The organism is Ruegeria sp. HKCCA5426 (genome assembly GCF_013034585.1).
Classification (GTDB): Bacteria; Pseudomonadota; Alphaproteobacteria; order Rhodobacterales; family Rhodobacteraceae; genus Ruegeria.
This window is the reverse complement of sequence record NZ_WQGH01000007.1, coordinates 71800-95952: the sequence shown is the minus strand read 5'-3', so window position 1 is coordinate 95952 and position 24153 is coordinate 71800. Positions and strand designations below refer to the sequence as shown.

22 protein-coding genes are annotated in these 24153 nt (G+C 58.4%); 16 read left to right on the top strand and 6 right to left on the bottom strand.

The window, feature by feature from the left end:
* Positions 1–16: 16 nt before the first annotated feature.
* Together GOV87_RS13145 and secA are read right to left on the bottom strand one after the other, a co-directional pair.
* Complete coding sequence (locus GOV87_RS13145; RefSeq protein WP_171212091.1) at positions 17–934, bottom strand: hypothetical protein; 918 nt, start codon at positions 932–934, stop codon at positions 17–19.
* Between the two features lie 100 nt (positions 935–1034).
* Positions 1035–3752 (bottom strand): preprotein translocase subunit SecA, encoded by a 2718-nt coding sequence (secA, locus tag GOV87_RS13140; RefSeq protein ID WP_171123884.1) that lies wholly within the window; start codon positions 3750–3752, stop codon positions 1035–1037.
* Positions 3753–3928: 176 nt separating this feature from the next.
* On the opposite strand from secA, the gene GOV87_RS13135 reads away from it, so the two are divergent.
* The 3 genes from GOV87_RS13135 to mutT are packed head-to-tail and all read left to right on the top strand — an operon-like array spanning position 3929 to position 6405.
* The gene (locus GOV87_RS13135) at positions 3929–4777 is read left to right on the top strand and encodes a peptidylprolyl isomerase (RefSeq protein ID WP_171123886.1); all 849 of its coding nucleotides are present in this window, start codon (positions 3929–3931) and stop codon (positions 4775–4777) included.
* A 6-nt stretch (positions 4778–4783) separates the two neighbouring features.
* Complete coding sequence (gene argJ, locus GOV87_RS13130) at positions 4784–6010, top strand: bifunctional glutamate N-acetyltransferase/amino-acid acetyltransferase ArgJ (RefSeq protein WP_171212090.1); 1227 nt, start codon at positions 4784–4786, stop codon at positions 6008–6010.
* A complete protein-coding gene (gene mutT, locus GOV87_RS13125) occupies positions 6007–6405 on the top strand; it encodes an 8-oxo-dGTP diphosphatase MutT (RefSeq protein ID WP_171123890.1) in 399 nt (132 codons plus the stop codon). The genes argJ and mutT overlap by 4 nt, the downstream gene beginning before the upstream one ends.
* Positions 6406–6428: 23 nt before the next feature.
* Here mutT and GOV87_RS13120 read toward each other — a convergent pair whose 3' ends face one another.
* The gene (locus tag GOV87_RS13120; RefSeq protein ID WP_171212088.1) at positions 6429–6833 is read right to left on the bottom strand and encodes a hypothetical protein; all 405 of its coding nucleotides are present in this window, start codon (positions 6831–6833) and stop codon (positions 6429–6431) included.
* Positions 6834–7050: 217 nt separating this feature from the next.
* Between GOV87_RS13120 and GOV87_RS13115 the strand changes: the two genes are divergently transcribed.
* The 10 genes from GOV87_RS13115 (at position 7051) to GOV87_RS13070 (ending at position 17945) form a co-directional block, all read left to right on the top strand.
* On the top strand, positions 7051–8994 hold the full coding sequence (locus tag GOV87_RS13115; protein ID WP_171212178.1) for an AMP-binding protein: 1944 nt from the start codon (positions 7051–7053) through the stop codon (positions 8992–8994).
* Positions 8995–9072: 78 nt separating this feature from the next.
* Positions 9073–9891, top strand: coding sequence for an ABC transporter ATP-binding protein (locus GOV87_RS13110; RefSeq protein WP_171123892.1), 819 nt, complete (start codon positions 9073–9075; stop codon positions 9889–9891).
* 29 nt (positions 9892–9920) lie between these two features.
* The gene (locus tag GOV87_RS13105; RefSeq protein ID WP_171124173.1) at positions 9921–10907 is read left to right on the top strand and encodes a branched-chain amino acid ABC transporter permease; all 987 of its coding nucleotides are present in this window, start codon (positions 9921–9923) and stop codon (positions 10905–10907) included.
* Positions 10908–10909: 2 nt separating this feature from the next.
* Entirely contained in the window at positions 10910–11167 is a 258-nt protein-coding gene (locus GOV87_RS13100; RefSeq protein ID WP_171123896.1) for a hypothetical protein, read from the top strand.
* A 3-nt stretch (positions 11168–11170) separates the two neighbouring features.
* Positions 11171–12247 (top strand): branched-chain amino acid ABC transporter permease, encoded by a 1077-nt coding sequence (locus tag GOV87_RS13095; protein ID WP_171123898.1) that lies wholly within the window; start codon positions 11171–11173, stop codon positions 12245–12247.
* Between the two features lie 72 nt (positions 12248–12319).
* Positions 12320–13600 carry an ABC transporter substrate-binding protein gene (locus GOV87_RS13090; RefSeq protein WP_171123900.1) on the top strand — a complete coding sequence of 427 codons (1281 nt, stop codon included), beginning with the start codon at positions 12320–12322 and terminating at the stop codon, positions 13598–13600.
* Positions 13601–13673: 73 nt separating this feature from the next.
* Positions 13674–14507 (top strand): ABC transporter ATP-binding protein, encoded by an 834-nt coding sequence (locus GOV87_RS13085; RefSeq protein ID WP_171123903.1) that lies wholly within the window; start codon positions 13674–13676, stop codon positions 14505–14507.
* A gap of 19 nt (positions 14508–14526) precedes the next feature.
* On the top strand, positions 14527–15744 hold the full coding sequence (locus GOV87_RS13080) for a phenylacetate--CoA ligase family protein (RefSeq protein ID WP_171212177.1): 1218 nt from the start codon (positions 14527–14529) through the stop codon (positions 15742–15744).
* 110 nt (positions 15745–15854) lie between these two features.
* Positions 15855–17522, top strand: a complete 1668-nt coding sequence (locus tag GOV87_RS13075; RefSeq protein ID WP_171212087.1) for an iron ABC transporter permease — start codon at positions 15855–15857, stop codon at positions 17520–17522.
* Positions 17523–17594: 72 nt separating this feature from the next.
* The gene (locus tag GOV87_RS13070; RefSeq protein WP_171123908.1) at positions 17595–17945 is read left to right on the top strand and encodes a DUF2794 domain-containing protein; all 351 of its coding nucleotides are present in this window, start codon (positions 17595–17597) and stop codon (positions 17943–17945) included.
* Here GOV87_RS13070 and GOV87_RS13065 read toward each other — a convergent pair.
* The 3 genes from GOV87_RS13065 to GOV87_RS13055 all read right to left on the bottom strand — a co-directional run bounded on the left by GOV87_RS13065 (position 17942) and on the right by GOV87_RS13055 (position 20506).
* Complete coding sequence (locus tag GOV87_RS13065) at positions 17942–18679, bottom strand: C40 family peptidase (protein ID WP_171212086.1); 738 nt, start codon at positions 18677–18679, stop codon at positions 17942–17944. The genes GOV87_RS13070 and GOV87_RS13065 overlap by 4 nt on opposite strands.
* A complete protein-coding gene (locus tag GOV87_RS13060) occupies positions 18676–20058 on the bottom strand; it encodes a M17 family metallopeptidase (RefSeq protein ID WP_171212085.1) in 1383 nt (460 codons plus the stop codon). The genes GOV87_RS13065 and GOV87_RS13060 overlap by 4 nt, the downstream gene beginning before the upstream one ends.
* A gap of 64 nt (positions 20059–20122) precedes the next feature.
* Positions 20123–20506: a hypothetical protein gene (locus GOV87_RS13055; protein WP_171212084.1), complete on the bottom strand. Its 384-nt coding sequence runs from the start codon at positions 20504–20506 to the stop codon at positions 20123–20125.
* Positions 20507–20656: 150 nt separating this feature from the next.
* On the opposite strand from GOV87_RS13055, the gene GOV87_RS13050 reads away from it, so the two are divergent.
* From GOV87_RS13050 to GOV87_RS13040, 3 genes are all read left to right on the top strand, one after another.
* The gene (locus GOV87_RS13050) at positions 20657–21307 is read left to right on the top strand and encodes a carbonic anhydrase (protein ID WP_171212083.1); all 651 of its coding nucleotides are present in this window, start codon (positions 20657–20659) and stop codon (positions 21305–21307) included.
* Between the two features lie 306 nt (positions 21308–21613).
* The gene (locus tag GOV87_RS13045; protein ID WP_171123918.1) at positions 21614–22768 is read left to right on the top strand and encodes a LacI family DNA-binding transcriptional regulator; all 1155 of its coding nucleotides are present in this window, start codon (positions 21614–21616) and stop codon (positions 22766–22768) included.
* Entirely contained in the window at positions 22765–24120 is a 1356-nt protein-coding gene (locus tag GOV87_RS13040; RefSeq protein WP_171212081.1) for an ABC transporter substrate-binding protein, read from the top strand. Before GOV87_RS13045 ends, GOV87_RS13040 begins: the two co-directional genes overlap by 4 nt.
* Positions 24121–24153 lie beyond the last annotated feature (33 nt).

The window sequence follows — 24153 nt, the reverse complement described above, 5'->3', positions numbered from 1 at the left end:
TCGAGCCTGCCTGCGTTTAATTTGCGGCGATTGTCAGGTCTTCGATCAGATTATTCAACACAAGAAACTCACCCGTTTGTGTACAATTCGGCAGGTTGAGCGTCATCTCGCGCGATGTCAGCCGGCGATCCGAGCGCAATTCAAAGGACTGAACGCTCAGATCGCGGTCGCAGTTGGCGTCTGTCACTTCGGCTTCGACCGTCAGGGCAATTGACCCTGACTGGCTGATCTGAGCGGCTGGAAAGGAATACACTTCGACATTGCGCGCGCTTTCCAGACCGGAATGGCCAAGAGTAACGACATTGCCCGCGCCCTGCGCATTCGGATCAGGGGAAACATGACCCGCGCCGCCATAGCTTGCCCCAAATTCAAGGGCATGGATTTGCAGATCGGTCTCGCCCGTCCACTGAAGGGCAATCCGGTTGTATTGGTTCAGGTCCGGGACATGCGTGGTTGCGACCGTACCATTCTGATCGTCGACCGAGATCAGAAAGATTGCATATTCGGACAACGCCGGAAGCGTCAGCTCCATCCGCCCGTTTTCGTCGGTCATCTGCGTCACGGTCAGGCCACTGTGCAGCACGTCAACCCGATGATTGGCGTGACAGGGCGCCCTGACAGTCAGCGCGGCGGCTGCACCCGGAACGGCATGCGCCCGCGCGCTTAGATTGCAATCCATCGGTTCTGAGGGGGCCGAACGGTTGGGTTGCAGGGATTTTCTGGATTGGGTCGCGTCCGTGGCTGGAGACGAGGAGGTCAGAACAATATCCTCCAGCCCGGCGATGATCGAAGCCTGGTCTGTCATTGCGGTCGCATTGACAACGGTCTGCGTGCCGTTCGGCTGCGCAGGTGATCCATTCTGCATCAGGTAACCGATCGCAAGGGCGCAGGCGACCGTGCCCCCGGTGGTCACGTAGTTCTTAATTACAAACAAGACACCCTCCCCAGTTGAAGGAGCGAGTCGCATACTGGAGATGAATCACGGCCAATATGTGGCCGTGAAACGGACTCATTGTGTCTGAATTACGTCGGCGTCAGGTCAGACGACCGTGGCAATGCTTGAACTTTTTCCCTGATCCGCAGGGGCATCTGTCGTTGCGCGACGGGTTGCCCCATGTGCTAGGGTCATCTTCGACAAAGCCGGGGCGCGCATCACCCGAGGCTTCTGCCTCGGCCTCTGCTTCGGCCTGATCCACCGCCTGATCGACGGCTTGTTGCGCCTGTGCCTGCTGCGCCTGCATTTGCGCCAACATCTCGCGCTGTTCTTCGTCGGTAAGCGGTCGGACGCGCGACAATTGCTGGGTTACAGTTTCCCGCAGACTGTCCAACATGCCTTCGAATAACTGGAAGCTTTCGTTCTTGTATTCGTTCAGCGGGTCACGCTGGGCGTAACCGCGGAATCCCACGACCGAGCGCAGATGCTCCAGCGTCAGAAGATGCTCGCGCCACTTGCTGTCGATCGTGTTCAGCAACACCTGCTTTTCGATGTTGCGCATGTTCTCGGGGCCAAAGGCTGCGGCCTTCTGCGCCATCATCTCGTCCGAGGCATTAATCAGGCGTTCGCGCACCTGTTCGTCATCTACGCCTTCTTCGGCTGCCCAGTCCTGCACGGGGGCGTCGATGGTCAGCTTGTCTTTAACCGCCTCATGAAGACCCTCGGTGTCCCACTGATCGGCGTAGGATTTTGGTGGCATGTATTCATCGATCAGGTCGTCAATCACCTGTTCCCGCATATCCGACACGATTTCGGACAGGTCATCCGACGACATGATCTCGCGCCGCTGGCTAAAGACCACCTTACGCTGATCGTTCATGACGTCGTCGAATTTCAGGACGTTCTTGCGCATGTCGAAGTTGCGCCCTTCGACCTTGGACTGCGCGCGTTCCAGCGATTTGTTCACCCAAGGGTGAATGATTGCCTCGCCTTCCTTCATGCCCAGCGTGTGCAGGACCTTATCCAGACGTTCCGACCCGAAGATGCGCATCAAGTCATCCTCAAGGCTCAGGTAGAACACGGTGCGGCCCGGATCACCCTGTCGGCCGGAACGGCCGCGCAACTGGTTGTCGATGCGGCGGCTTTCGTGGCGTTCGGACGCCATGACATAAAGACCACCTGCAGCCAGAACCTTATCTTTCTCTTCTGCGTGGCGGGATTCCTCGGCAGAGCGAAGCTCGGCAGGGTCGGCCTCGGGATTTTCAGCCAACGCCTGCAGGACCTTCATCTCGACATTGCCGCCAAGCTGAATGTCGGTGCCGCGGCCCGCCATGTTGGTGGCGATGGTGACGGCACCGAACCGGCCTGCATCGGCGACGATCTGCGCCTCTTGCTCGTGCTGACGCGCGTTCAGGACGTTGTGCTCGACACCTTCCTTCGTCAGCATCTGGCTCAGAAGCTCAGACTTTTCGATCGAGGTGGTGCCCAGAAGGACGGGCTGCCCGCGTTCCTGCGCTTCCTTTGTTTCCTGGATCATCGCGCCGTATTTTTCTCCAGCGGTGCGATAAACCTGATCGTCTTCATCCGCACGGGCGATCGGCTTGTTGGTCGGAACCTCGACCACGCCCAGACCGTAAATTTCCTGAAATTCTTCGGCCTCTGTCAACGCGGTTCCGGTCATACCGCCCAGCTTGTCATACAGACGGAAATAGTTCTGGAAGGTCACGCTGGCCAGCGTCACGTTTTCCGGCTGAATAGGCACACCTTCCTTGGCTTCGATGGCCTGATGCAGACCTTCCGACAGACGGCGGCCCGGCATCATACGGCCGGTGAATTCGTCGATCAGAACTACGTTGCCATCACGCACGATGTAATCCTTGTCGCGCGTGAACAGCTTGTGCGCGCGCAGGCCCTGATTCACATGGTGAACAACCGTGGTGCTTTCAGGATCATACAGCGAATGGCCTTCGGGGATCAGTCCGCCGGCGATCAGTTGCTGCTCGAGGAACTCGTTGCCCTCATCCGTAAAGGTCACGCTGCGGGATTTTTCGTCCAACGAGAAATGGTCGTCCTGCAAGGACGGGATCAGCGCATCAATCGTGGTATAAAGCTCGGACCGATCCTGTGACGGGCCCGAGATGATCAGCGGCGTCCGAGCCTCGTCAATCAGGATCGAGTCAACCTCGTCCACGATCGCAAAATTGTGGTGGACTTGATAAATCTCGGCCAGATCGGCCTTCATGTTGTCGCGCAGATAGTCAAAGCCCAGTTCGTTGTTGGTGGCGTAGGTCACGTCACAGGCATAGGCGGCTTTTTTCTCGGCATCGGGCTGGCCCGACCAGATAACACCAGTGGTCATGCCGACAGCGCCGAACACCTTGCCCATCCATTCCGAGTCGCGCTTGGCCAGGTATTCGTTCACCGTAACAACATGAACGCCCTTGCCGGTCAGTGCGTTCAGATAAGCGGGGAAAGTGGCGACCAGCGTCTTGCCCTCACCCGTTTTCATTTCCGAGATGTTGCCCTGATGCAGGAAGGCCCCGCCCATCAACTGCACGTCGAACGCGCGCAGACCCAAGGCCCGCTTGGCCCCTTCGCGGACGTTGGCAAAGGCTTCGGGTAGAAGGGCATCCAGGCTCTCGCCGTCCAGCGCGCGTTTGCGCAGCTCGGCGGTCTTTTCGATCAGACCTTCATCGGACAATTTCTCGAACTCGGGCTCCAGCGCATTGATCTGTTCGATCAGCGGGCGGGTCGCCTTGATCTTGCGGTCGTTCGGTGTTCCGAACACCTTTTTGGCGAGCGTTCCGAGTCCCAGCATGTTCACTCCAGCGGATCTGTTCTTGTCTTGGTTGCGACAGGCTTGCCCACCTTGCGCGCAACCCATAGATACGGGGGGTGAAAGGCGGCCCTGTCCAAGGCTTCAAAGCGATGTAAGCGGCAGGTTCCTGAGTGTCAACGCTGCGCCCCGTCGTGGCAAAGAAATAGGATGATTCAATGCCCAAAGGCTTCACTTTTCTGCCATCTCTGGCCCTGACTGCCATGATGGCCCTGCCGCTGGCCGCCGAAACACAGCCTGATGCCAGTACGGTTGTTGCCCGCGTGAACGGGGACGAGATCACTTTGGGCCATGTCATCGCCACTGTTGCGACCCTGCCGCCCAACTATCAGCAGATTGAAGACGATGTTCTGTACGACTTCATCATCGAGCAACTGGTTCAGCAGCAATTGCTGGGACAGCAGCAGGAAGCGCTGACGAAATTGAACGCCCTTGCGCTGGCGAATGAGACCCGGTCGTTGCTGGCAGTTCAGACCGTGAATGCGTTGGTCGAGGATGCGGTTACCGAGGAAGCCATCCAATCTGCCTACGACGCGCAGTATGCGCAGTTTGAGGGCGAGGATGAATTCAACGCCAGCCACATCCTTGTGGCGACGGAAGACGAGGCAAAGGAAATCAAGACACAGCTTGATGACGGCGCGGATTTTGCTGAACTGGCCAAAGAGAAATCGACAGGCCCGTCGGGACCCAATGGCGGTTCACTGGGATGGTTCGGCAAAGGCCAGATGGTGCCCGAGTTTGAGGCCGCTGTTCTGGAACTGGAGCAAGGTCAGGTTTCCGACCCGGTGCAAACCCAGTTCGGCTGGCACGTCGTGACATTGAATGACAGACGCAAATCCGAAGCCCCGGAGCTGGACGCTATTCGCGATGAACTGACACAGACGGTTCAAAACGAAGCGATTCAGGCCCGTATCGAAGAATTGACTGAGGCAGCACAGATCGAGCGGCCCGAACTGGAAGGGGTAAGCCCCGACGTCGTTCGCCAGATAGAGTTGATTCAGGAGTAAGCGACCGTGGCGACGATCACCAAAGTTTCGCCGCTGGCTCCGGCGGCGTTTCCTGAATTGCCCGCGATTGACGGGGTGCGCTTTGCCACGGTTGAAGCGGGCGTGCGCTATCAGGGCCGGACAGATGTGATGCTGGCGGTGCTGGATCCCGGTACCTCGGTGGCGGGGGTGTTCACGCGCTCGGCCACCCGCGCGGCACCCGTATTTGATTGTCAGGACAAAATCGGCGGGGCCAGCGATGGCCCGGCGGCGATCCTTGTGAATTCAGGCAATGCCAATGCGTTCACCGGGCATCACGGCCGGACATCGGTGACCGAGCTGACGCAAGCCGTGTCCAAAGCCACTGGTGTTGCGGTGGAACGGGTATTCACCTCGTCAACTGGCGTGATCGGTGAGCCGCTGCCCCATGACAAGATCACCGCCCAGCTTGAAGCGTTGAAATCGGGCCTCAGCCGCCACGCGATCGAGGATGCTGCGCGGGCGATCATGACCACCGACACCTTCCCCAAGGGGGCCTCGGCGCAGGTTGAGATTGATGGAAAAACAGTCTCTATTGCGGGGATCGCCAAGGGTTCTGGTATGATCGCGCCGGATATGGCGACGATGTTGGTTTACATCTTCACCGACGCCTTGGTCGAGCAATCGGCGCTGCAGTCGATGCTGGGCACGCAGACGGATCGTACCTTCAACTGCATTACCGTGGACAGCGATACCTCGACCTCGGATACCCTATTGTTATGTGCAACCGGGGCCTCGGGTGTGGATGCCACTGGCAACGCGAGTTTTGCGCAGGCGCTTGAGGCTGTGATGCTGGACCTTGCACAGCAGGTGGTGCGCGACGGCGAAGGGGCCACGAAGTTCGTGGAAATCCGTGTGACCGGCGCGGCCTCGGACGCGGATGCCAAGGTGCATGGGCTGGCGATTGCCAACTCACCGCTGGTGAAAACGGCGATTGCGGGCGAAGACCCCAATTGGGGCCGCGTGGTCATGGCCATCGGGAAATCCGGTGCCGCCGCCGACCGCGACCTGCTGAGTATTTCTTTCGGCGATATTCTGGTGGCCGAGCAAGGCTGGGTTAGCCCTGACTACCGCGAGGAAGACGCGGCCGCTTATATGAAAGGTCAGGATCTGGTGATCGCTGTCGATCTGGGGCTGGGCGAGGGCGCATCCACTGTTTGGACCTGCGATCTGACCCATGGCTATATCGAGATCAACGCGGATTATCGTTCATGAAGACAGTATTAGTGTCTGCTGTCGCTCTGATTGACGTTGAAGGCCGGGTGCTGCTGGCGCAGCGCCCGGAAGGCAAATCCATGGCTGGTCTGTGGGAATTCCCCGGCGGCAAGGTTGAACCCGGCGAAACCCCCGAGGTCGCCCTGATCCGCGAGTTGGAGGAAGAACTGGGCATCAACACCTGGGCCTCGTGCCTTGCGCCACTGACTTTTGCCAGCCACAGCTATGACGATTTCCACCTGCTTATGCCTTTGTTTGCTTGCCGCAAGTGGGAGGGTATCCCGCAGTCGAAAGAAGGGCAGGCGTTGAAATGGGTGCGGGCTAATGAGTTGCGGAACTACCCGATGCCCGCGGCGGATGTGCCGCTGATTCCGATACTGAGGGATTGGTTGTAGTATGTTCATAAAATGCTTGCGAGCTAAGTCTCAGAAGCAAAATGGGTTTGGCACAAAGAACGCATGTAGGGTGTAACATCCCAAGCGTCTTCGAGTTGAACTTCCCAGTTCGCCCAATACCAGATCTGCGACGCATGAATGTCTATTTCGCGGGAAAGAGTCTTGAGAAATTCTTGCCATTCTGGGTTTGTCTTTAAATCAAGCCCGGATTCGTCAAATGCTTGGATGATCATATCCGCCAACGTAAAGCGAATGTCTTCTCGACCAGACATTTCATCAAACAGTTTAAGATAAACACCTAGATCGGTGGAATCTACAACTTCGAATTCCCAATCCTGTATGCTCGGCCCGTTTCTTAATCCCAGCCTTTCTGAAATGAAGTCTGGTTTTGCGACTGTGCTGCCCAAGGCAACTGAACAATCATGCAACTGTTTATCCTGAAGCCAAGTACTTTACGCTCCACCCCTGTTACAATTCGTAAGAATTGAGAAAACATCAGGCAAAACTTGCCGCTGATCGTCCACGTGTCCCGTCATAGGGGCAGTGGTGTCCGGGTCTGAACCGGACCCGCCATTTCCGACCCAAGGGAGGGGTTGGATAGGGAGGAGAAAGAGATTGGCTCAGACGCAGTCGGGCGCTGAAGGGATGACCTCTCTTCCGGCGCTGCTACACCGCAATGCGACGCAGTTCGGGGATTCCCCGGCCTACCGGGAAAAGGAATTCGGGATCTGGCAATGCTGGACCTGGGCTGAGGCCGCCGCTGAAATCCGTAAACTGGCGCTGGGATTTCTGGAAATCGGCGTGGAAAAGGGTGACCATATCGCCGTGATCGGGCGAAACCGCCCGGCGCATTACTGGTCAATGGTAGCCGCTCAGATGGTGGGTGCTGTACCGGTGCCTCTGTATCAGGACTCGGTCGCCGAAGAGATGGCCTATGTGCTGGAACATTGCGGCGCGAAATACGTCGTTTGCGGAGATCAGGAGCAGGTCGACAAGGTCATCGAGATTCAGGAAAACCTGCATCAGGTCAAACACATCCTTTATACCGACAAGCGCGGGATGCGGAAATACGACCATTCCCAGATGAACGCTCTGGACGACATTATGGCCGAAGGCAGTGCGGGACACGCGCGGTTCGATACCGAGCTGGACAAGCGGATCGCGGCGATCACCTATGACGACACCTGCGTGATGCTTTATACCTCGGGTACGACCGGAAAGCCCAAGGGCGTGGTGCTGTCGAACCGTAACGTGATCGAAAGCGCAAAGAATTCCTCTGAGTTCGACCACCTGACACGGAACGAAGACATCCTGTCTTATCTGCCGATGGCCTGGGTGGGCGATTTCATCTTTTCCATCGGTCAGGCTTATTGGTGCGGCTTCTGCGTGAACTGCCCCGAAAGTGCCGACACAATGATGACCGACCTGCGCGAAATCGGGCCGACCTATTTCTTCGCCCCACCGCGCGTTTTCGAAACCCAGCTAACCAACGTGATGATCCGCATGGAGGACGCGGGCAGCCTGAAGCGGAAGATGTTCCATAATTTCATGGCCCACGCCAAAAAAGTCGGTGGCCTGTTGTTGGATGGCAAGCCGGTCAGTTTTGGCGACAAGATGAAATACGCGCTGGGCAATATGCTGGTTTACGGCCCGCTCAAGGATACGCTGGGCTATGGGCGGTTCCGGGTGGGCTATACGGCGGGTGAGGCGATCGGGCCCGAGATTTTCGACTTTTACCGCTCGTTGGGGATCAATCTCAAACAGCTTTATGGCCAGACCGAGGCCACGGTGTTCATCACCCAGCAGCCCGATGGCGAAGTGCGCGCCGATACGGTGGGCGTGCCCTCACCCGCGGTCGAGCTGAAGGTCGATGACAGTGGCGAGATTCACTACCGCTCGCCGGGCGTGTTTGTGGAGTATTACAACAACCCGGATTCGACCGCCTCCACCAAGGATGCCGAGGGCTGGGTCGCGACCGGGGACGCCGGGTTCATCGAGGAAAGCAGCGGCCATCTGCGGATTATCGACCGCGCCAAGGATGTGGGCAAAATGGCCGACGGATCGATGTTTGCGCCTAAATATGTCGAGAACAAGCTGAAATTCTATCCTGATATCCTTGAGGTTGTGCTGTTCGGAAACGGCAAGGATCGTTGCGTGGCCTTCATCAATATTGACCTGATGGCGGTAGGCAACTGGGCAGAACGCAACAACGTTGCCTATGCGTCGTATCAGGAACTGACCAGCCATCCCCGTGTGTTAGAGACTATCAAGGCCCATGTGGAAGAGGTGAACAAGTCGGTTGCGGCCGATGAGATGCTGTCGGGCTGTCAGGTGCATCGCTTTGTGGTTCTGCACAAGGAACTGGACGCCGATGATGGTGAGATGACCCGGACCCGCAAGGTGCGGCGCAGGTTCGTCGAGGAGAAGTTCCACGACATTATTGCTGCCCTCTATGATGGCTCGCCCAATGTCTCGACGACGACCGAAGTGACCTATGAGGACGGACGCAAAGGGTCGATCAGCGCTACGTTGCAAATCATCGACGCAGCGGTTGTACCGGCGGCACAGCACAAAGTGGCGGCGGAATGAGGGCCGTTCGAGCGCCGCTCGACCTGCGGTCGTCGCCCCGCCCTCCGTCCCGTTTTTGCGCAAGTCAGGGAGTGACTGATGCTGGATAGTTCCGAAGGATATGTCACCGAGGATGGCCGCAAGATCGGCGGCGTGGTGATGGAGATGAAGAATATCACCCTGCGTTTCGGTGGTGTGGTCGCGATCAAGGATATCTCGTTCGACATCCGCGAAGGTGAGATCCGTGCCATTATCGGCCCGAACGGCGCGGGGAAGTCCTCGATGCTGAACGTGATATCTGGGTTCTATGTCCCGCAAGAGGGTGAGGTCTGGTTTCACGGGGCGAAGCGCCCTCCGATGCGGCCTTTTGAGGTGGCACAACAGGGGATTGCGCGAACCTTCCAGAACATTGCCCTGTTCGAAGGCATGAGCGTTCTGGATAACGTCATGACCGGGCGGCTGGGTTACATGAAGACCAACATTTTCCAGCAGGCGCTGTGGAAAGGGAAAGCCGAGGCGGAAGAAACCGAAAACCGCGAGGCGGTCGAGAAGATCATCGACTTTCTTGAAATCCAGCACATCCGGAAAACTCCGGTGTCGCGCCTGCCTTACGGATTGAAAAAACGCGTAGAGCTGGCCCGTGCGTTGGCGGCCGAACCCAAGCTGTTGCTGTTGGACGAACCGATGGCAGGCATGAACGTCGAGGAAAAAGAGGACATGAGCCGCTTTATCCTGGATGTGAATGACGAGTTCGGCACCACCATCGCCCTGATCGAACACGACATGGGCGTGGTGATGGATCTGAGCGACCGGGTTGTCGTGATGGATTACGGAAAGAAGATCGGGGACGGCACACCGGACGAGGTGCGCAACAACCAGGAAGTCATCGACGCCTATCTGGGGGTGAGCCATGACTGACCAACTGACAGACATGAGAGGGGGCGAACATGCCTGATCAGCTGATTTTCGCGATGGAGGTCATCCTGAATGGTCTGATGGCCGGTGTTCTGTATGCGCTGGTCGCACTGGGCTTTGTGCTGATCTACAAGGCTTCGGGGATTTTCAACTATGCTCAGGGTGTTATGGCCCTGTTCGCGGCCATGACCCTTGTGGGGATCATGAACGGGCAAGTGCCGTTCGCGCATCTGATCAACGCGATCTTCGGGACGCATATCCACTATTTCGGGTGGAATGTCCCGGCGTTGCTGGCGATCCTGCTGACCATGGCCGTGATGGTGTTCCTTGCCTGGGCGGTGCAACGGTTCGTCATGCGCCATCTGGTTGGTCAGGAACCGATCATTTTGTTCATGGCGACCATCGGTCTGGCCTATTTGCTTGAAGGCGTGGCCGACCTGATGTGGGGATCCGAGATCAAGACTCTGGACGTGGGCCTGCCACAAGGCATCAACCTGTGGATCGACGAGACCACGTTCAACATCTTTGGCTACGGCTTCTTCATCGACAACCTCGACATCGTGGCGACCTTGATTGCCGCGCTGCTGGTGGCCGCGCTGGTGGTGTTCAGCCAATACACCAAGCAGGGCCGGGCGATGCGAGCGGTGGCGGATGATCATCAGGCCGCGCTGTCGGTGGGAATCTCGCTGAACTTCATCTGGATCATGGTCTGGTCGGTTGCTGGGTTTGTCGCTCTGGTTGCTGGGATCATGTGGGGCACCAAGTCGGGCGTTCAGTTCTCGCTGTCGCTGATCGCGCTTAAGGCGTTGCCGGTGCTGATGCTGGGCGGCTTTACCTCGATCCCCGGAGCGATTGTGGGCGGGCTGATCATCGGAGTGGGTGAAAAGCTGTTTGAATTCGCAATCGGCCCGATGGTCGGTGGCGCGACCGAGAACTGGTTCGCCTATGTTCTGGCGCTGATCTTCCTCGTATTCCGACCGCAGGGTCTGTTCGGTGAGAAGATCATCGAGAGGGTGTAGCGATGCAGAAAATGATTGCCATCATCAATGTGATCGCGTGGTCGGGGTTTTGGGCTTTTGGCTATATCGCCGTCACCTCGGACGATCTGACCGCAACCCAACTGGTTGTCGCTGCGATCCTTGCCTTTGCCGGGCTGGTCACGGGCATCATGGCCTACATGAAACTGGTGCGCGCGTCAGAGGCGAGCGGATACGCAAAAGGGTCCAATCAACTGGACGCCGCAGCCCGGAACCGGGCGCAGGAACAATGGGGAAAGTGACACATGTTCTATCGTGAAGCCGGAGACTTCAAAGTTTCCTATGTGGATGACAGCCAGACTTTCCCGATCAAATTCGACCGGTATCGGTACTATGTGGTTCTGGCGGTCGCGTTCGGGATCATACCGTTCATCATCAACGATTACTGGGCTAACGCGCTTTTGCTGCCGTTCCTGATCTACGCGATCGCGGCAATCGGCCTGAATATTCTGGTTGGGTATTGCGGGCAGGTCAGCCTAGGTACGGGCGGCTTCATGGCAGTGGGGGCTTATGCCTGCTACAAGCTGATGACGGCCTTTCCTGACGTCAGCATGTTCATCCATGTCATTCTGGCCGGCGGCATCACTGCCATTGTCGGCGTTCTGTTCGGTCTTCCATCGTTGCGGATCAAGGGGTTCTATTTGGCGGTGGCGACGCTGGCCGCGCAGTTCTTTCTTGTGTGGCTGTTCAACCGGGTGCCGTGGTTCTACAACTACTCGGCTTCGGGTCAGATCAACGCACCGGAACGCGATGTGTTCGGGATCATCATCACTGGACCGAATGCTCCGGCATGGGCCACGTATCTGTTCTGCCTGATCTTTCTGACCGTCTGCGCCGTGATCGCACGCAACCTGACACGCGGCACTACCGGGCGTACGTGGATGGCGATCCGCGATATGGATATCGCGGCCGAGATCATCGGGGTGAACCCTCTCAAGGCGAAACTGACCGCCTTTGCCGTCAGCTCATTCTTTGTGGGCATCTCGGGCGCGTTGTTCTTTGCAGTCTATCTCGGCGCGGTTGAGGTTGGCGAGGTGTTCGGCATTACCAAATCGTTCCTGGTTCTGTTCATGATCATTATCGGGGGATTGGGCTCTATCTTCGGGTCCTTTGCGGGGGCGGCGTTCCTTGTGCTGTTGCCGGTGGTCCTGAAAGTGGTTGGCGCGGATATGCTGGGTTGGCCCACGGATATCGTGGCGCATTTGCAGCTGGTGATCGTCGGTGGGCTGATCATCATGTTCCTGATCCTGGAACCACATGGGCTGGCGCAGTTGTGGCGCGTCGCCAAAGAGAAACTCAGACTCTGGCCATTCCCGCACTAGGGGCAGGCCCAATCAGATAACGGGTGCAAAGCCCGAACCCAACATCGGACCAACCAAGGGAGGAGAAACCCGATGAAATTGAAATTGGCAACCGTGGCGCTGGGCGCCGTAATGGCGGCAGGACCGGTTATGGCCGATCTCGTATTCCCGTCACTCAGCTACCGTACCGGACCTTACGCGGCGGGTGGTATTCCGTTTGCGGATGGGTATGCGGATTACTTTACCCTGCTGAACGAACGTGACGGCGGGATCGGTGGCGTTCCGGCGAAGGTGATTGAATGCGAGACAGGGTATAACACCGAAAAAGGTGTGGAATGCTATGAATCGACTAAGGGCGAAGGTGCGCTGGTCTATCAACCGCTGTCGACCGGTATCACGTATCAGCTGATCCCTAAGACCACGGCAGACGGCATCCCGATGCACACGATGGGCTATGGCCGTACGTCCGCCAAGAACGGCGATGTGTTCAGCCACACGTTCAACTATCCTGCAAACTATTGGGATGGTGCCTCGGGCGCGGTGAACTACCTGCTGGAAGAGAATGGCGGGGACCTGAGCGGCAAGAAAATTGCTCTGGTCTACCACAACTCGGCCTATGGCAAGGAACCGATCCGCACGTTGGAAGAGCTTTCGGCCAAGCATGGCTTTGAGCTTGTCGCCCTGCCGGTTGACCATCCGGGCCAGGAACAGAAATCGCAGTGGCTGCAAATCCGCCGTGATCGCCCCGATTATGTTCTGATGTGGGGCTGGGGCGTCATGAACCAGGTGGCCGTTCAGGAAGCTGCCAACATCCGTTACCCGATGGAAAACTTCATCGGTATCTGGTGGTCCGGTTCTGAAAACGATGTGCTGCCAGCGGGCGAGGCCGCAAACGGCTATAAGGCGCTGACCTTCCACAACGTGGGCACGGATTTCCCGGTCTTTGACGATCTGAAGACGCATGTCGTCGATGCGGGTAAAGCTGCCGGCGCTGGCGATCAGGTCGGTACGGTTCTGTACAACCGTGGTCTTTATGCCGCGATGCTTGCGGCCGAAGCTGCCAAGAAAGCGCAGGAAATCCACGGTACTGCCGACATCACCCCTGCGATGATGCGCGACGGTATGGAGGCGCTGGAAATCAACGAAGCCAAGATGACCGAACTGGGTCTGCCTGGTTTTGGTCCGGCATTCTCGGTCTCGTGTGAGAACCACGGCGGGGACGCTCTGGTTGGTGTGACCCAATGGGATGCGGCCAACAAAACCTGGAGCCTGATTTCCGAGTTCAAGGCAACCGATGGCGACGTGATCGGTCCGCTGATCGACGAAGACTCGAGCGCTTATGCGTCGGAAAACAACATCGGATCGCGCTGCTGATCCGGCGTACTGAAATCCGGGGCGGCGGCAGACCGCCGTCCCGACCCCAACACTCGCACGAGGACACGCGCTGATGCTGGATGCGGCTCAAACCACTGACGTGCAGGCGGAAACCCTGCTTGAAGTCAACAATATCGAGGTGATCTACAACCATGTGATCCTCGTCCTTAAGGGTGTCAGCCTGACCGTTCCCAAAGGCGGTATTACTGCTCTGCTCGGTGGTAATGGCGCGGGCAAGACGACGACGCTCAAGGCGGTGTCGAACCTGCTGCATTCGGAACGGGGCGAAGTCACCAAAGGATCGATCAAGTATCGCGGCGCAAGCGTGCATGAAAGCGATCCGGCGGATCTGGTTGAAAAAGGCGTGATTCAGGTGATGGAGGGCCGTCACTGTTTCGAACACCTCACGGTCGAGGAAAATCTTCTGACCGGAGCTTATACCCGCAAGGACGGCAAGGCCGCGGTCCAGAAAGACCTTGATCTGGTTTACACCTACTTCCCGCGTCTGGCTGAACGGCGCCGGTCGCAGGCGGGTTATACCTCGGGCGGTGAGCAGCAGATGGTTGCCATGGGCCGGGCGTTGATGTCGCGGCCGGAAACGATCCTGCTGGACGAGCCTTCAATGGGGCTGGCCCCGCAATTGGTCGAAGAGATTTTCGGCATCGTGAAGGATCTCAATGAAAAAGAGGGCGTGTCCTTCCTGCTGGCCGAACAGAATACAAACGTTGCTCTGCGGTTCGCCCATTACGGGTACATTCTGGAATCGGGCCGTGTCGTTATGGACGGACCTGCCGATGAGTTGCGTGAAAACCCGGACGTGAAAGAGTTCTATCTGGGCATGTCCGATGAAGGCCGAAAAAGTTTCCGAGATGTACGCTCATACCGCCGCCGCAAGAGGTGGTTGTGAGCGGGTGGAGGATCTGGCGATGACTTACTACGACGCACTCGAAACCCGATCAGCCGATCAGCGCGCAGCTGATCAGGCGCAAGGGTTGCGAGTTCAGCTGGAACGCGCCCAATCCGCGCCGGGGTTTCAGGCTCATCTGGCCGGGGTGGATACCGATGCGGTGAAAACCATCGAAGATCTGGTCAAACTGCCGGTTCTACGCAAATCTGAACTGGCGCAGGCACAGGCTCAGCGACCTCCATTCGGCGGGTTCACGGTCACTCCGGCGCGGCATTTCCATCACGTGTTTCAGTCTCCGGGTCCGATCTACGAACCGGGCAACACCGATCCCGATTGGTGGCGCATGGGCCGGTTCCTGCACGCGGCAGGCGTGGGGCCGGGCGATATCGTGCAGAACTGTTTCGGCTATCACCTGACGCCTGCCGGCATGATATTTGAAAGCGGCGCGCGGGCCGTGGGCGCCGCCGTGTTGCCCGCAGGCACCGGCCAGACCGAGCTGCAAGTGACCGCCGCGCGTGATGTGGGTTGCACCGCATATGCCGGAACGCCCGACTATCTGAAGATCATACTGGATAAAGCGGATGAGATGGGTGTGGACCTGCAATTCGCTACGGCTGCTGTGGGAGGCGGCGCGCTGTTCCCATCCTTGCGTCAGGAATATGCGGATCGCGGGATTTCGTGCCTGCAATGCTATGCCACCGCTGATCTGGGCAATATCGCTTACGAAAGCCCTGCAATGGAGGGGATGATTCTGGACGAACACATCATCGTCGAGATCGTGACCCCCGGCACCGGCACCCCTGTGGCCGAGGGTGAAGTGGGTGAGGTGATCGTGACCTCGCTCAACCCTGATTATCCGTTGATCCGGTTCGCGACCGGTGATCTGTCGGCGATCCTGCCCGGCCAGTCGCCCTGCGGTCGTACAAATGCGCGGATCAAGGGCTGGATGGGTCGTGCCGACCAGACGACCAAGATCAAGGGCATGTTCGTGCGCCCTGAACAGGTGGCCGCGCTGGTCGACAAACATGCCGAGATCGTCAAGGCTCGTGTCATCGCAGCCCGTCAGGGCGAGATGGACACAATGACCGTTCAGATTGAAAGCCCCAGCGGAGATGACATGACCTATGCCAAATCCGTGATCGAAGTGCTGAAGCTAAAAGGCGCGATCGAGGTTGTTGAACCCGGTTCGCTGCCCAAGGATGGTTTGGTGATCGAGGATCAGCGGGTCTATGAATAAAGTCTGCGGCAGTTTGTGCCGCAGATTTGTTCCCCTGTAGACTGGTGTTTCTTAGCGTTTTGGTCGATTAATGGCCAACTCTGCGCATTCGCCAGTTACAAGCCGGGATCATGGCCGACATAGAAGTTTCAGAATATGGCACGCGCAACCACGGCGCGTTTGGTACCCGGCTGGTTGGCACGGTCGCCTGTCTTGTTGCGGCCGCTTGCCTGTTGCCGATGCTCGCCGTCGTTCTGGCGGCTGCAACGGGCGGAACGGATACGATCTCGCACCTGTTGCAAACCGTTTTGCCGCGCTATGCGCTTACGACGGTGATTTTGGTCGTTCTGGTGGCGATTGGTACGTTTGCCATCGGTGTCGGTGCTGCGTGGCTTGTGACCATGACACGCTTTCCCGGCGTTCGGTTCCTTGAGATTGCTTTGGTTTTGCCGCTGGCTTTTCCGGCTTATGTGCTGGCCTATGCTTATACGTTCATTCTGGATCACCCCGGCATTGTCCAAAGCACCCTGCGCGATGTGACCGGCTGGGGGCCACGCGACTATTGGTTCCCCGAGATACGCTCGACCGAGGGTGCGGCGGTGATGCTGATCCTCGTGCTGTATCCTTATGTCTACCTGCTGGCCCGCGCCGCGTTTCTTCAGCAAAGCGCCACGGCTTTTCTTGCGGCGCGGGCGTTAGGCAAAAGCCCTTGGCTGGCGTTCTGGCACGTATCGCTGCCCATGGCGCGCCCGGCAATTGCGGGGGGTGTGCTGCTGGCGATCATGGAAACCATCGCCGATTTCGGCACTGTCGCCTATTTTGGCGTGCAAACATTCGCCACCGGTATCTACACAAGCTGGTTTTCCATCGGAGACCGCGCTGCCGCCGCGCAGTTGGCCCTGTGCCTGCTGGGTTTTGCGCTGGTCATGGCCGTGGCCGAACGGATGCAGCGCGGTAAGGCGAAATACTATCAGGCAGGGAAAAGCCATGCGTCACTGCCCTCGGCGCGGCTAAAGGGCTGGCAGGCTGCCGCGGGCTTTACGCTGTGCGCCATTCCGGTTCTTCTGGGGTTCCTGCTGCCGGTGTTCATCTTGATTCAGATGGGGCTGGAGTCAGAGCAGAACCTGCTGTCGCGCCGCTATATCGGCTTCATTAAGAACTCGCTGACTTTGGCCGGTACTGCCGCCGTGATTACGGTTTGCGCCGCGATCAGCGTCGGATTCTTTCAGCGGTTGCGCCCTGGGCGGTTGTCATCTGGCGCGGGGTACATGGCGCGGTTGGGCTATGCGGTGCCCGGAGGTGTCATTGCGGTGGGCCTGATGGTGCCATTTGCCAGTTTCGACAATGCACTGGATGCTTGGATGCGGGCGACCTTTGATGTTTCGACGGGTTTGCTGGTGACGGGCTCAATCTGGCTGCTGGTCGCCGCTTATATGGTGCGGTTCTTGGCGGCGGCGCTCGGCGCTTATGAAGGTGGGCAAAGCACAGTTCATGCCAACATGGACGCGGCCTCGCGGTCTTTGGGACAAACCCCGCTGGGAACATTGCGCCGGGTTCATCTTCCTATCCTGACACCGTCCTTGCTGACGGCGCTGCTGATTGTGTTTGTGGACGTGATGAAAGAACTGCCCGCGACCCTGATCATGCGCCCGTTCAACTTTGATACGCTGGCGGTGCAGGCCTATCGGTTGGCCTCGGATGAACGGCTCGAGGGGGCTGCGGTCCCCTCTCTGGTCATCCTGGCGGTGGGGCTGTTGCCGGTCATCCTGATCTGTCGACAGGTTGGTCAGCGGCGTTAGAGCGATCCAAAAATATCACACCCGGGTGTCGCCGGACTTGATTCAGACGCGTTTTCCGGCAAGGCTTGGGGTATGAACATGCAGCCTCCCAGCCGGTTCTCTGCAAACTCGGCCCAGATGCCCGTCGCGTTTAACCGGCATGAGATGTCCCATATTCTGTCCGTCTACGGCCGGATGGTCGCCGCCGGAGAATGGCGCGATTACGGTATTTCCAACTTGCGGGACATGGCCGTGTTTTCGATCTTTCGCCGAACTGCGGAACATCCCATCTATCGGGTCGAGAAACACCCCCGGCTTCGACAGAAACAAGGGATGTATTCGGTCGTGGGCATGGATGGCCGAATCCTGAAACGCGGCCACGATCTGCGCACGGTGCTGCGCGTGCTTGAGCGTAAGCTGATCCGTTCAGTTGACCTTGATTAGAGCCGCTTATGGGCCGTCACCGGCCCGTCACCCTGTTCCAGAATGCGCGTGATCGCCTGTTCCATTGGCTCAAACGTCACGTCCATGTGGAAAGCATTGGCGTGCAGCAGCATATCCTCGGAATAAACCCAGGCCACATGCCCTTTCCAAAACAGCAGATCGCCGCGCTGAGGAGGGGTGCCCTGCGGCAGCAGATGACCAAGTTCGCGCTCCTGATCGCCACTGTCTCCTGGGCAGGGTTGTCCGCAGGCTAGCAGCCCGGCCTGAACCAGTCCTGAACAATCCAGCCCGAACCGGCTGTTTCCGCCCCAAAGATAGGGTGTGCCCAGAAAAAGTTCGGCTACTGCAACAGGATCGGTCAGCGGGACGCCCACATGTTTGGCGTGAACGGTCGGGATGAACCCAAGCTCGGTGTCCAGAAAGCCATTTACCTCGGACGTTGCCGCAACCCTGCTTCCAAAACTCAAAGAGGTCCGGTCGGGGCTTTTCATGTCTGGCCGAGCATAGGCGTGGGTGGCTGGTGCCGTGATCCAATGCGTTGCGCTTAGGTCCGGGCCAAGCTGTTCCGACCGGACCCAGCCGGCGTAGCCATCTTTTTCTGCGATGACCCGGCTCCAGCGGTTTGCCCGTTCTGAGAGCTCGACAGCGTCACCAAAAAGCAACTGTCGGTCGCGCGGACCGTCCGGCTCGCGCAACAGGTCGGTAACCGGTTGGATGATGCGTTGGCGTGTCATAGGTCCAGCATCTCGGGCAAGGCCGTCAACAAGGCGCGGGGCCCTTGGCCAAACCCGCCCTTGCTGCGACCGGGTTCGTTGCTGCGCTGCCATGAGAAGATGTCGAAATGCATGTAACGGCTGTCGCCTACAAAGCGACGCAAGAACAGCGCGGCGGTAATAGAACCGCCAAACGCACCGGCCGGGGCGTTGTCCAGATCGGCGATGCCCGGCTCGATCAACCCTTCATACGGGTCGTGGAACGGCATGCGCCAGACCGGATCGGCGGCCTTGCGCGCCGCGCGGGTCAGCGCGTCTGCCGCGTTGTCGCTGTCGGTGAAATAGGGCGCAAGATCGGTTCCAACCGCCACCCGCGCAGCGCCGGTCAGCGTCGCCATCGAGATCACGAGGTCCGGTGTCCCTTCGTCCGCAAGCGCCAGCGCGTCTGCCAGAACAAGGCGACCTTCGGCGTCGGTATTGTTGATCTCGACCGTCAGGCCCTTGCGCGAGGTCAGGATGTCGCCGGGCCGAAAGGCGTTTCCGGACACCGAATTCTCGACAGCGGGGATCAGAACCCGCAGTTGCAGCGGCAGCTTCAGCGCCATGATCATACGGGCCAGCCCCAGAACATTGGCGGCACCGCCCATATCTTTCTTCATCAACCCCATCGACGCGCCGGGTTTCAGGTTCAGACCGCCCGTGTCAAAGCACACACCTTTACCGACCAAGGTCAGCTTTGGCCCTGTTGTGCCCCAGTTCATCTCGATCAGCCGCGGTTCCTGCGCGGCAGCGCGGCCAACCGTGTGGATCATCGGAAAGTTCTGATCCAGCAGCGCATCGCCTGCGATCACCGAACAGGATGCACCGAATTCCTGCGCGAGGCCCTCGGAGGCGGCCTGTAATTGCTCTGGCCCCATATCCGACGCGGGGGTGTTAACCAGATCCCGGATCAGGGCTTCGGCTTTGGCCAGAACCTCAAGACGCGCGGCATCAATACCGTCGGGGGCAACCAGCCGGGCCTTGGCCGGTGACTGACTGGCATAGCGGTCAAATGCGTATCCGGTCATCAACCAGCCAAAGCATTCGGTTTCCAGCGCGTCTTTGGGAACGCCCGAAGCGATGTGATAGGTGCCTTTCGGCAGCGCCTCTGCCGCAGCCGCCAGTGGAAAACGCTTGCGGGCGCGGCCTGCGGGTTTGCCATACCCCGCCAAAGCGTAAAGCGTCGCGTCGTCCGTTCCGGGAACCAACAAGGTCTGGCCCATCGCCCCCGTAAACCCGTTGTTCGTGACCCAGTTCTGCACGGCATCAGGCTGATCCTTTACCCAATCATCCAGATCGGGTTGGGCGATCACGTGCAGCGGGACAGAATTGTCTGAGGGCGAGGCAAAGGTCAGGGTCATGGGTAACTCGGCTGGTTCGATTTGCGCCCAGCCTAGCCGCCCACATTCCATCTGCAAGCCCCCGTCAGACAGAAAGGTCCTGCTGATCCCAGATCACCGTCAGGGATTTCTCGCCCACGCGGATCAGACGAGACAGGGTGGCGCCCGTGGCGACCGCATCTCCTGCATCTACGTTCCGGGCGACGTCATCTGCGACAACAGCCAGTGCTGTCATGCCGACCTGGTCGGCTATCGCCACCAACGACCGCGAACATTTTCGCAGCCCGGTCCAATCGCGTTGCCGCCAGAACCGTTCGCAATTCGACAGGCGAACGGCCAGCTCCTCGACCGTGCGGCACAACACGTCCAGTGCATTCTTTTCCCCAAGCTGCCGATACAACCCGTTCACCCGGTCCGGGTCCAGTCGGACAGTTTCTTTGTGTTCAAGCGTGATAATATTTTCCACCACTTATTCCCCAATTCACTATACCCCCACGGTACAAGGCCACTTTGACCGAGAACTTCTTTGCAAAACCTTGCGTTCCTGAGGGATAATTGCTCGAATTTTCCACGAATTCGGGCTACAGCAGCCCACAGCGAACAAATCAGGGACACGAACATGAATCATGCCAAGCCTTTGCCGAATTATCTGGTCAAACGGTATCATGGCTGGAAAGCCACCACTTATTCCGAGAACCAGGTCTGGTATCGCCGTCTTGCTACAGAGGGACAGCGTCCGCGCGCCATGGTGATTTCGTGCTGCGATAGTCGGGTTCATGTCACTTCGATCTTCGGGGCTGATCAGGGTGAGTTCTTCATTCACCGCAATATCGCCAACCTTGTTCCGCCTTACGCCCCTGACGGTGACCACCACGGCACAAGCGCGGCAATCGAATATGCCGTAACTGCGCTGAAAGTGGCGCATCTGATCGTGCTGGGCCATTCGCAATGCGGCGGGGTTCAGGGGTGCATTGACATGTGCAAGGGACAGGCCCCGCAGTTGGAAGCGAAAGAAAGCTTTGTTGGCCGCTGGATGGATATCCTGAAACCGAAATACGAACTTGTTTCTGATGTCGAAGACGGGGCAGAGCAAGCGCGTCAATTTGAACGGCAAGCGGTTGTGGCCTCGTTGGAAAACCTGATGACCTTCCCGTTTGTGTCGTCGGCGGTCGAGGATGGCTCTCTCAGCCTGCATGGATTGTGGACCGATATCGGTGAAGGCGGACTGCAATGTTATGATCCGCAGGCGAAGAAGTTCGTCGTCGTTTAAACCGCCGAAGGTTCTTTCAATTTGACGGGCGTGGGATCAGGTTGCCGATTCCGCGCCCTTTTTTGTCCAAGGTCCCGCACCCAGCCTGAACCGATTCAGGTCGGTCGATACGTAAATTGTGTGGTCCGACCACCTGGGACATTACTTCAAACGCAATCCTGATTGGTCAAATAAAAGGCGTTCGTCTGTTTGCGGAGGCCCAGCGGGGCGATTTCCCAATAAGAAGAAGCCAAAAAAATAGCCATTCTGCACTTTTTTTAACTTTTTCGTTGCCGAAACCGGTTTCGGAACAAAAAATTGCAATCAATGACAGCGAATCTTTCACATCGGCCGCGGGACACCGCAGATCGCCCCTCGGTTTCTGGGCGCGTCAAGCTTGATGAATTGGCCGCGCACCTTGGCTTGTCTAAAAGCACTGTGTCGCGGGCGCTCAACGGGTATTCTGATATTTCGGCTGTGACCCGCGCCAGGGTGGAAACGGCGGCGCGCAAGTTGGGCTATCGCCCTCTGAGCCATGCGCAGGCCATCCGTACCGGGCAGGTTCGTGCGATTGCGATGGTGTTGAACAGCGACGAACCTGATCGTCACAACCCGTTCCTGCAGGATTTTCTGGCTGGTGCGTGCGAGGCTGCAAGTCACCTTGACTGGACGATGACGATTTCGACCGCGACCTCGGAACGGGACACGTTGAAAGTCCTCAGCAGATTGTTCGAAGAACGCAAAGCGGATGGTTTCATTCTGCCCCGGACCGCAGTCAAGGACGCCCGGATCGGCCTTTTGCGCAGCCTTGGGGTTCCCCACATCCTGTATGGCCGTACCGGGTATGGGCAGCCGAACACGTGGGAGGAAACCTCTTGGTTCGATATCGCCGGTGAAACGGCGATGCGCAAGGCGGTTTTGCGGTTGGCCGGGTTTGGACATACGCGCATTGGTTATGTCGGCAGTGACCTCAAGTTCAACTACAGCCACCTACGCCGCGATGGGTATGCCGAAGGTCTGCACGAGGCTGGATTGCCCTTGGACCCCGACCTGATCCGGGACGGGGCCAGAACACGGGATGAAGGCGCTGCGCAGGCCATGGCCTTGATGCAGGTCGAACAGCCCACGACAGCAATTGTCTTTGCCACCGATCTGGCGGCCTTGGGCTTTTACCCGGTCGCGCAGGATCTGGGGCTTGAGATCGGTCGTGACGTTTCCATCATTGGCTATGACGGCATTCCCGAATCCCGGTACGCGCGCCCGGCTCTGACCAGCTTTGCGGTAGATTCACACATGGCCGGACAGCGTTTGGCGACGATGCTGATCCGGCAAATCCGGGGCGACGACCCCGCAGGTTTACGCGAACTGACCGAAGCCACCCTGGTTGAGGGTGGATCGGACGGACCGCCAACACGAACGCCACAGGAACTGGCGCGCATAATACAGACTGACAATAATCATAACCGGGGAGACCGATCATGAAACTTACACCCAAGATGTCCCGCCTGATGCTGGGCACGTCGCTGGCAGTGATGCTTGGCGCGCTGTCGGCGCAGGCGGATACGATCCGCTTCTGGACCACGGAGGAACAGCCCGAACGTCTGGCCAAGCAGCAGGAGATGGCCGACCAGTTCAAAGCCGAAACCGGAACGACGGTTGAAGTGATCCCAGTCACCGAAAGCGATCTGGGTACGCGTGCAACCGCGGCCTTTGCTGCCGGTGATCTGCCGGACGTCGTTTATCACACACTGCAATACGCTCTGCCCTGGGCCGAGGCGGGTATTTTGGATACCGAGGCCGCAACAGAGGTGATCGAAGAACTGGGTGCGGACACATTCGCCCCCGGTGCGCTGGCGATGGCGGCATTCAACGGAGAAACCGCCTCGGTCCCGGTTGATGGCTGGACCCAGATGGTCGTCTACCGCAAAGACTTGTTCGACGAGGCTGGTCTGGAAGCTCCAAGTTCCTATGCCAATGTTCTGGCTGCGTTGGACAAGTTGCACAACCCGCCGGAAATGTACGGATTTGTCTCGGCCACGAAGGTTGACGAAAACTTCATGAGCCAGGTGTTGGAGCATGTTTTCCTCGCCAACGGCGTTTCGCCCGTTGGCCCGGATGGGTTCCAGCCGCTGGATGAGGCCAAAACCACCGAAGTTCTGGACTTTTACAAGGCGATTTCCAAAGCCTCGCCTCCGGGTGAGTTGTTCTGGAAGCAATCGCGCGAGCTGTATTTTGATGGCAAAGCCGCGATGATCATCTGGTCGCCGTTCATTCTGGATGAACTGGCAGGTCTACGCGACAGCGCGCCGCCCACCATCACCGATGACCCGACCTCGCGCGATTTGGCGTCGAAAACGGGGATTGTGACCAACTTCTCTGGCCCATCCAACCCGGACGGCGCAGCATGGGGGGATGTGCGGTATTTCGGGATCACCAATGACGCCGATACTGACGCGGCGATGGAGTTTGTGAAATTCGCCATGGATGATGGCTATACCCAGACGCTGTCCATCGCGCCCGAAGGCAAGTTCCCGGTGCGTCGCGGTAACGCCGACAACCCGACGGCCTTTGCCGAAGCGTGGGCGGAATTGCCCGTGGGCGTTGATCGCAAGGCCCCGTTGGGTGAGCTATACGATCAGGCGATGATCGACGAGATCGTCGACGGTTTGGACGTTGCGCAGCGTTGGGGCGTGGCCGAAGGGCAGCTTTCGCTGGCGTCCAAGATGATCAACTCTCAGGTCATCAACCGGATCGTGCGTCAATATATCGACGATGAAATCGACGCCGCCGCTGCCGTGGCCGCGATGAACGAAGAACTTGCCAAGGTTCAGTAGACCCCTGCTTGACCGGTATCTGCAGCGGCGTGC

Bases quoted from the DNA above. Each gene is read 5' to 3' on its own strand.
- secA (WP_171123884.1), bottom strand. From the start codon at position 3,752: ATGCTGGGACTCGGAACGCTCGCCAAAAAGGTGTTCGGAACACCGAAC.
- GOV87_RS13135 (WP_171123886.1), top strand. From the start codon at position 3,929: ATGCCCAAAGGCTTCACTTTTCTGCCATCTCTGGCCCTGACTGCCATG.
- mutT (WP_171123890.1), top strand. From the start codon at position 6,007: ATGAAGACAGTATTAGTGTCTGCTGTCGCTCTGATTGACGTTGAAGGC.
- GOV87_RS13115 (WP_171212178.1), top strand. From the start codon at position 7,051: ATGACCTCTCTTCCGGCGCTGCTACACCGCAATGCGACGCAGTTCGGG.
- GOV87_RS13110 (WP_171123892.1), top strand. From the start codon at position 9,073: ATGCTGGATAGTTCCGAAGGATATGTCACCGAGGATGGCCGCAAGATC.
- GOV87_RS13105 (WP_171124173.1), top strand. From the start codon at position 9,921: ATGCCTGATCAGCTGATTTTCGCGATGGAGGTCATCCTGAATGGTCTG.
- GOV87_RS13100 (WP_171123896.1), top strand. From the start codon at position 10,910: ATGCAGAAAATGATTGCCATCATCAATGTGATCGCGTGGTCGGGGTTT.
- GOV87_RS13095 (WP_171123898.1), top strand. From the start codon at position 11,171: ATGTTCTATCGTGAAGCCGGAGACTTCAAAGTTTCCTATGTGGATGAC.
- GOV87_RS13090 (WP_171123900.1), top strand. From the start codon at position 12,320: ATGAAATTGAAATTGGCAACCGTGGCGCTGGGCGCCGTAATGGCGGCA.
- GOV87_RS13085 (WP_171123903.1), top strand. From the start codon at position 13,674: ATGCTGGATGCGGCTCAAACCACTGACGTGCAGGCGGAAACCCTGCTT.
- GOV87_RS13080 (WP_171212177.1), top strand. From the start codon at position 14,527: ATGACTTACTACGACGCACTCGAAACCCGATCAGCCGATCAGCGCGCA.
- GOV87_RS13075 (WP_171212087.1), top strand. From the start codon at position 15,855: ATGGCCGACATAGAAGTTTCAGAATATGGCACGCGCAACCACGGCGCG.
- GOV87_RS13070 (WP_171123908.1), top strand. From the start codon at position 17,595: ATGAACATGCAGCCTCCCAGCCGGTTCTCTGCAAACTCGGCCCAGATG.
- GOV87_RS13065 (WP_171212086.1), bottom strand. From the start codon at position 18,679: ATGACACGCCAACGCATCATCCAACCGGTTACCGACCTGTTGCGCGAG.
- GOV87_RS13060 (WP_171212085.1), bottom strand. From the start codon at position 20,058: ATGACCCTGACCTTTGCCTCGCCCTCAGACAATTCTGTCCCGCTGCAC.
- GOV87_RS13050 (WP_171212083.1), top strand. From the start codon at position 20,657: ATGAATCATGCCAAGCCTTTGCCGAATTATCTGGTCAAACGGTATCAT.
- GOV87_RS13045 (WP_171123918.1), top strand. From the start codon at position 21,614: ATGACAGCGAATCTTTCACATCGGCCGCGGGACACCGCAGATCGCCCC.
- GOV87_RS13040 (WP_171212081.1), top strand. From the start codon at position 22,765: ATGAAACTTACACCCAAGATGTCCCGCCTGATGCTGGGCACGTCGCTG.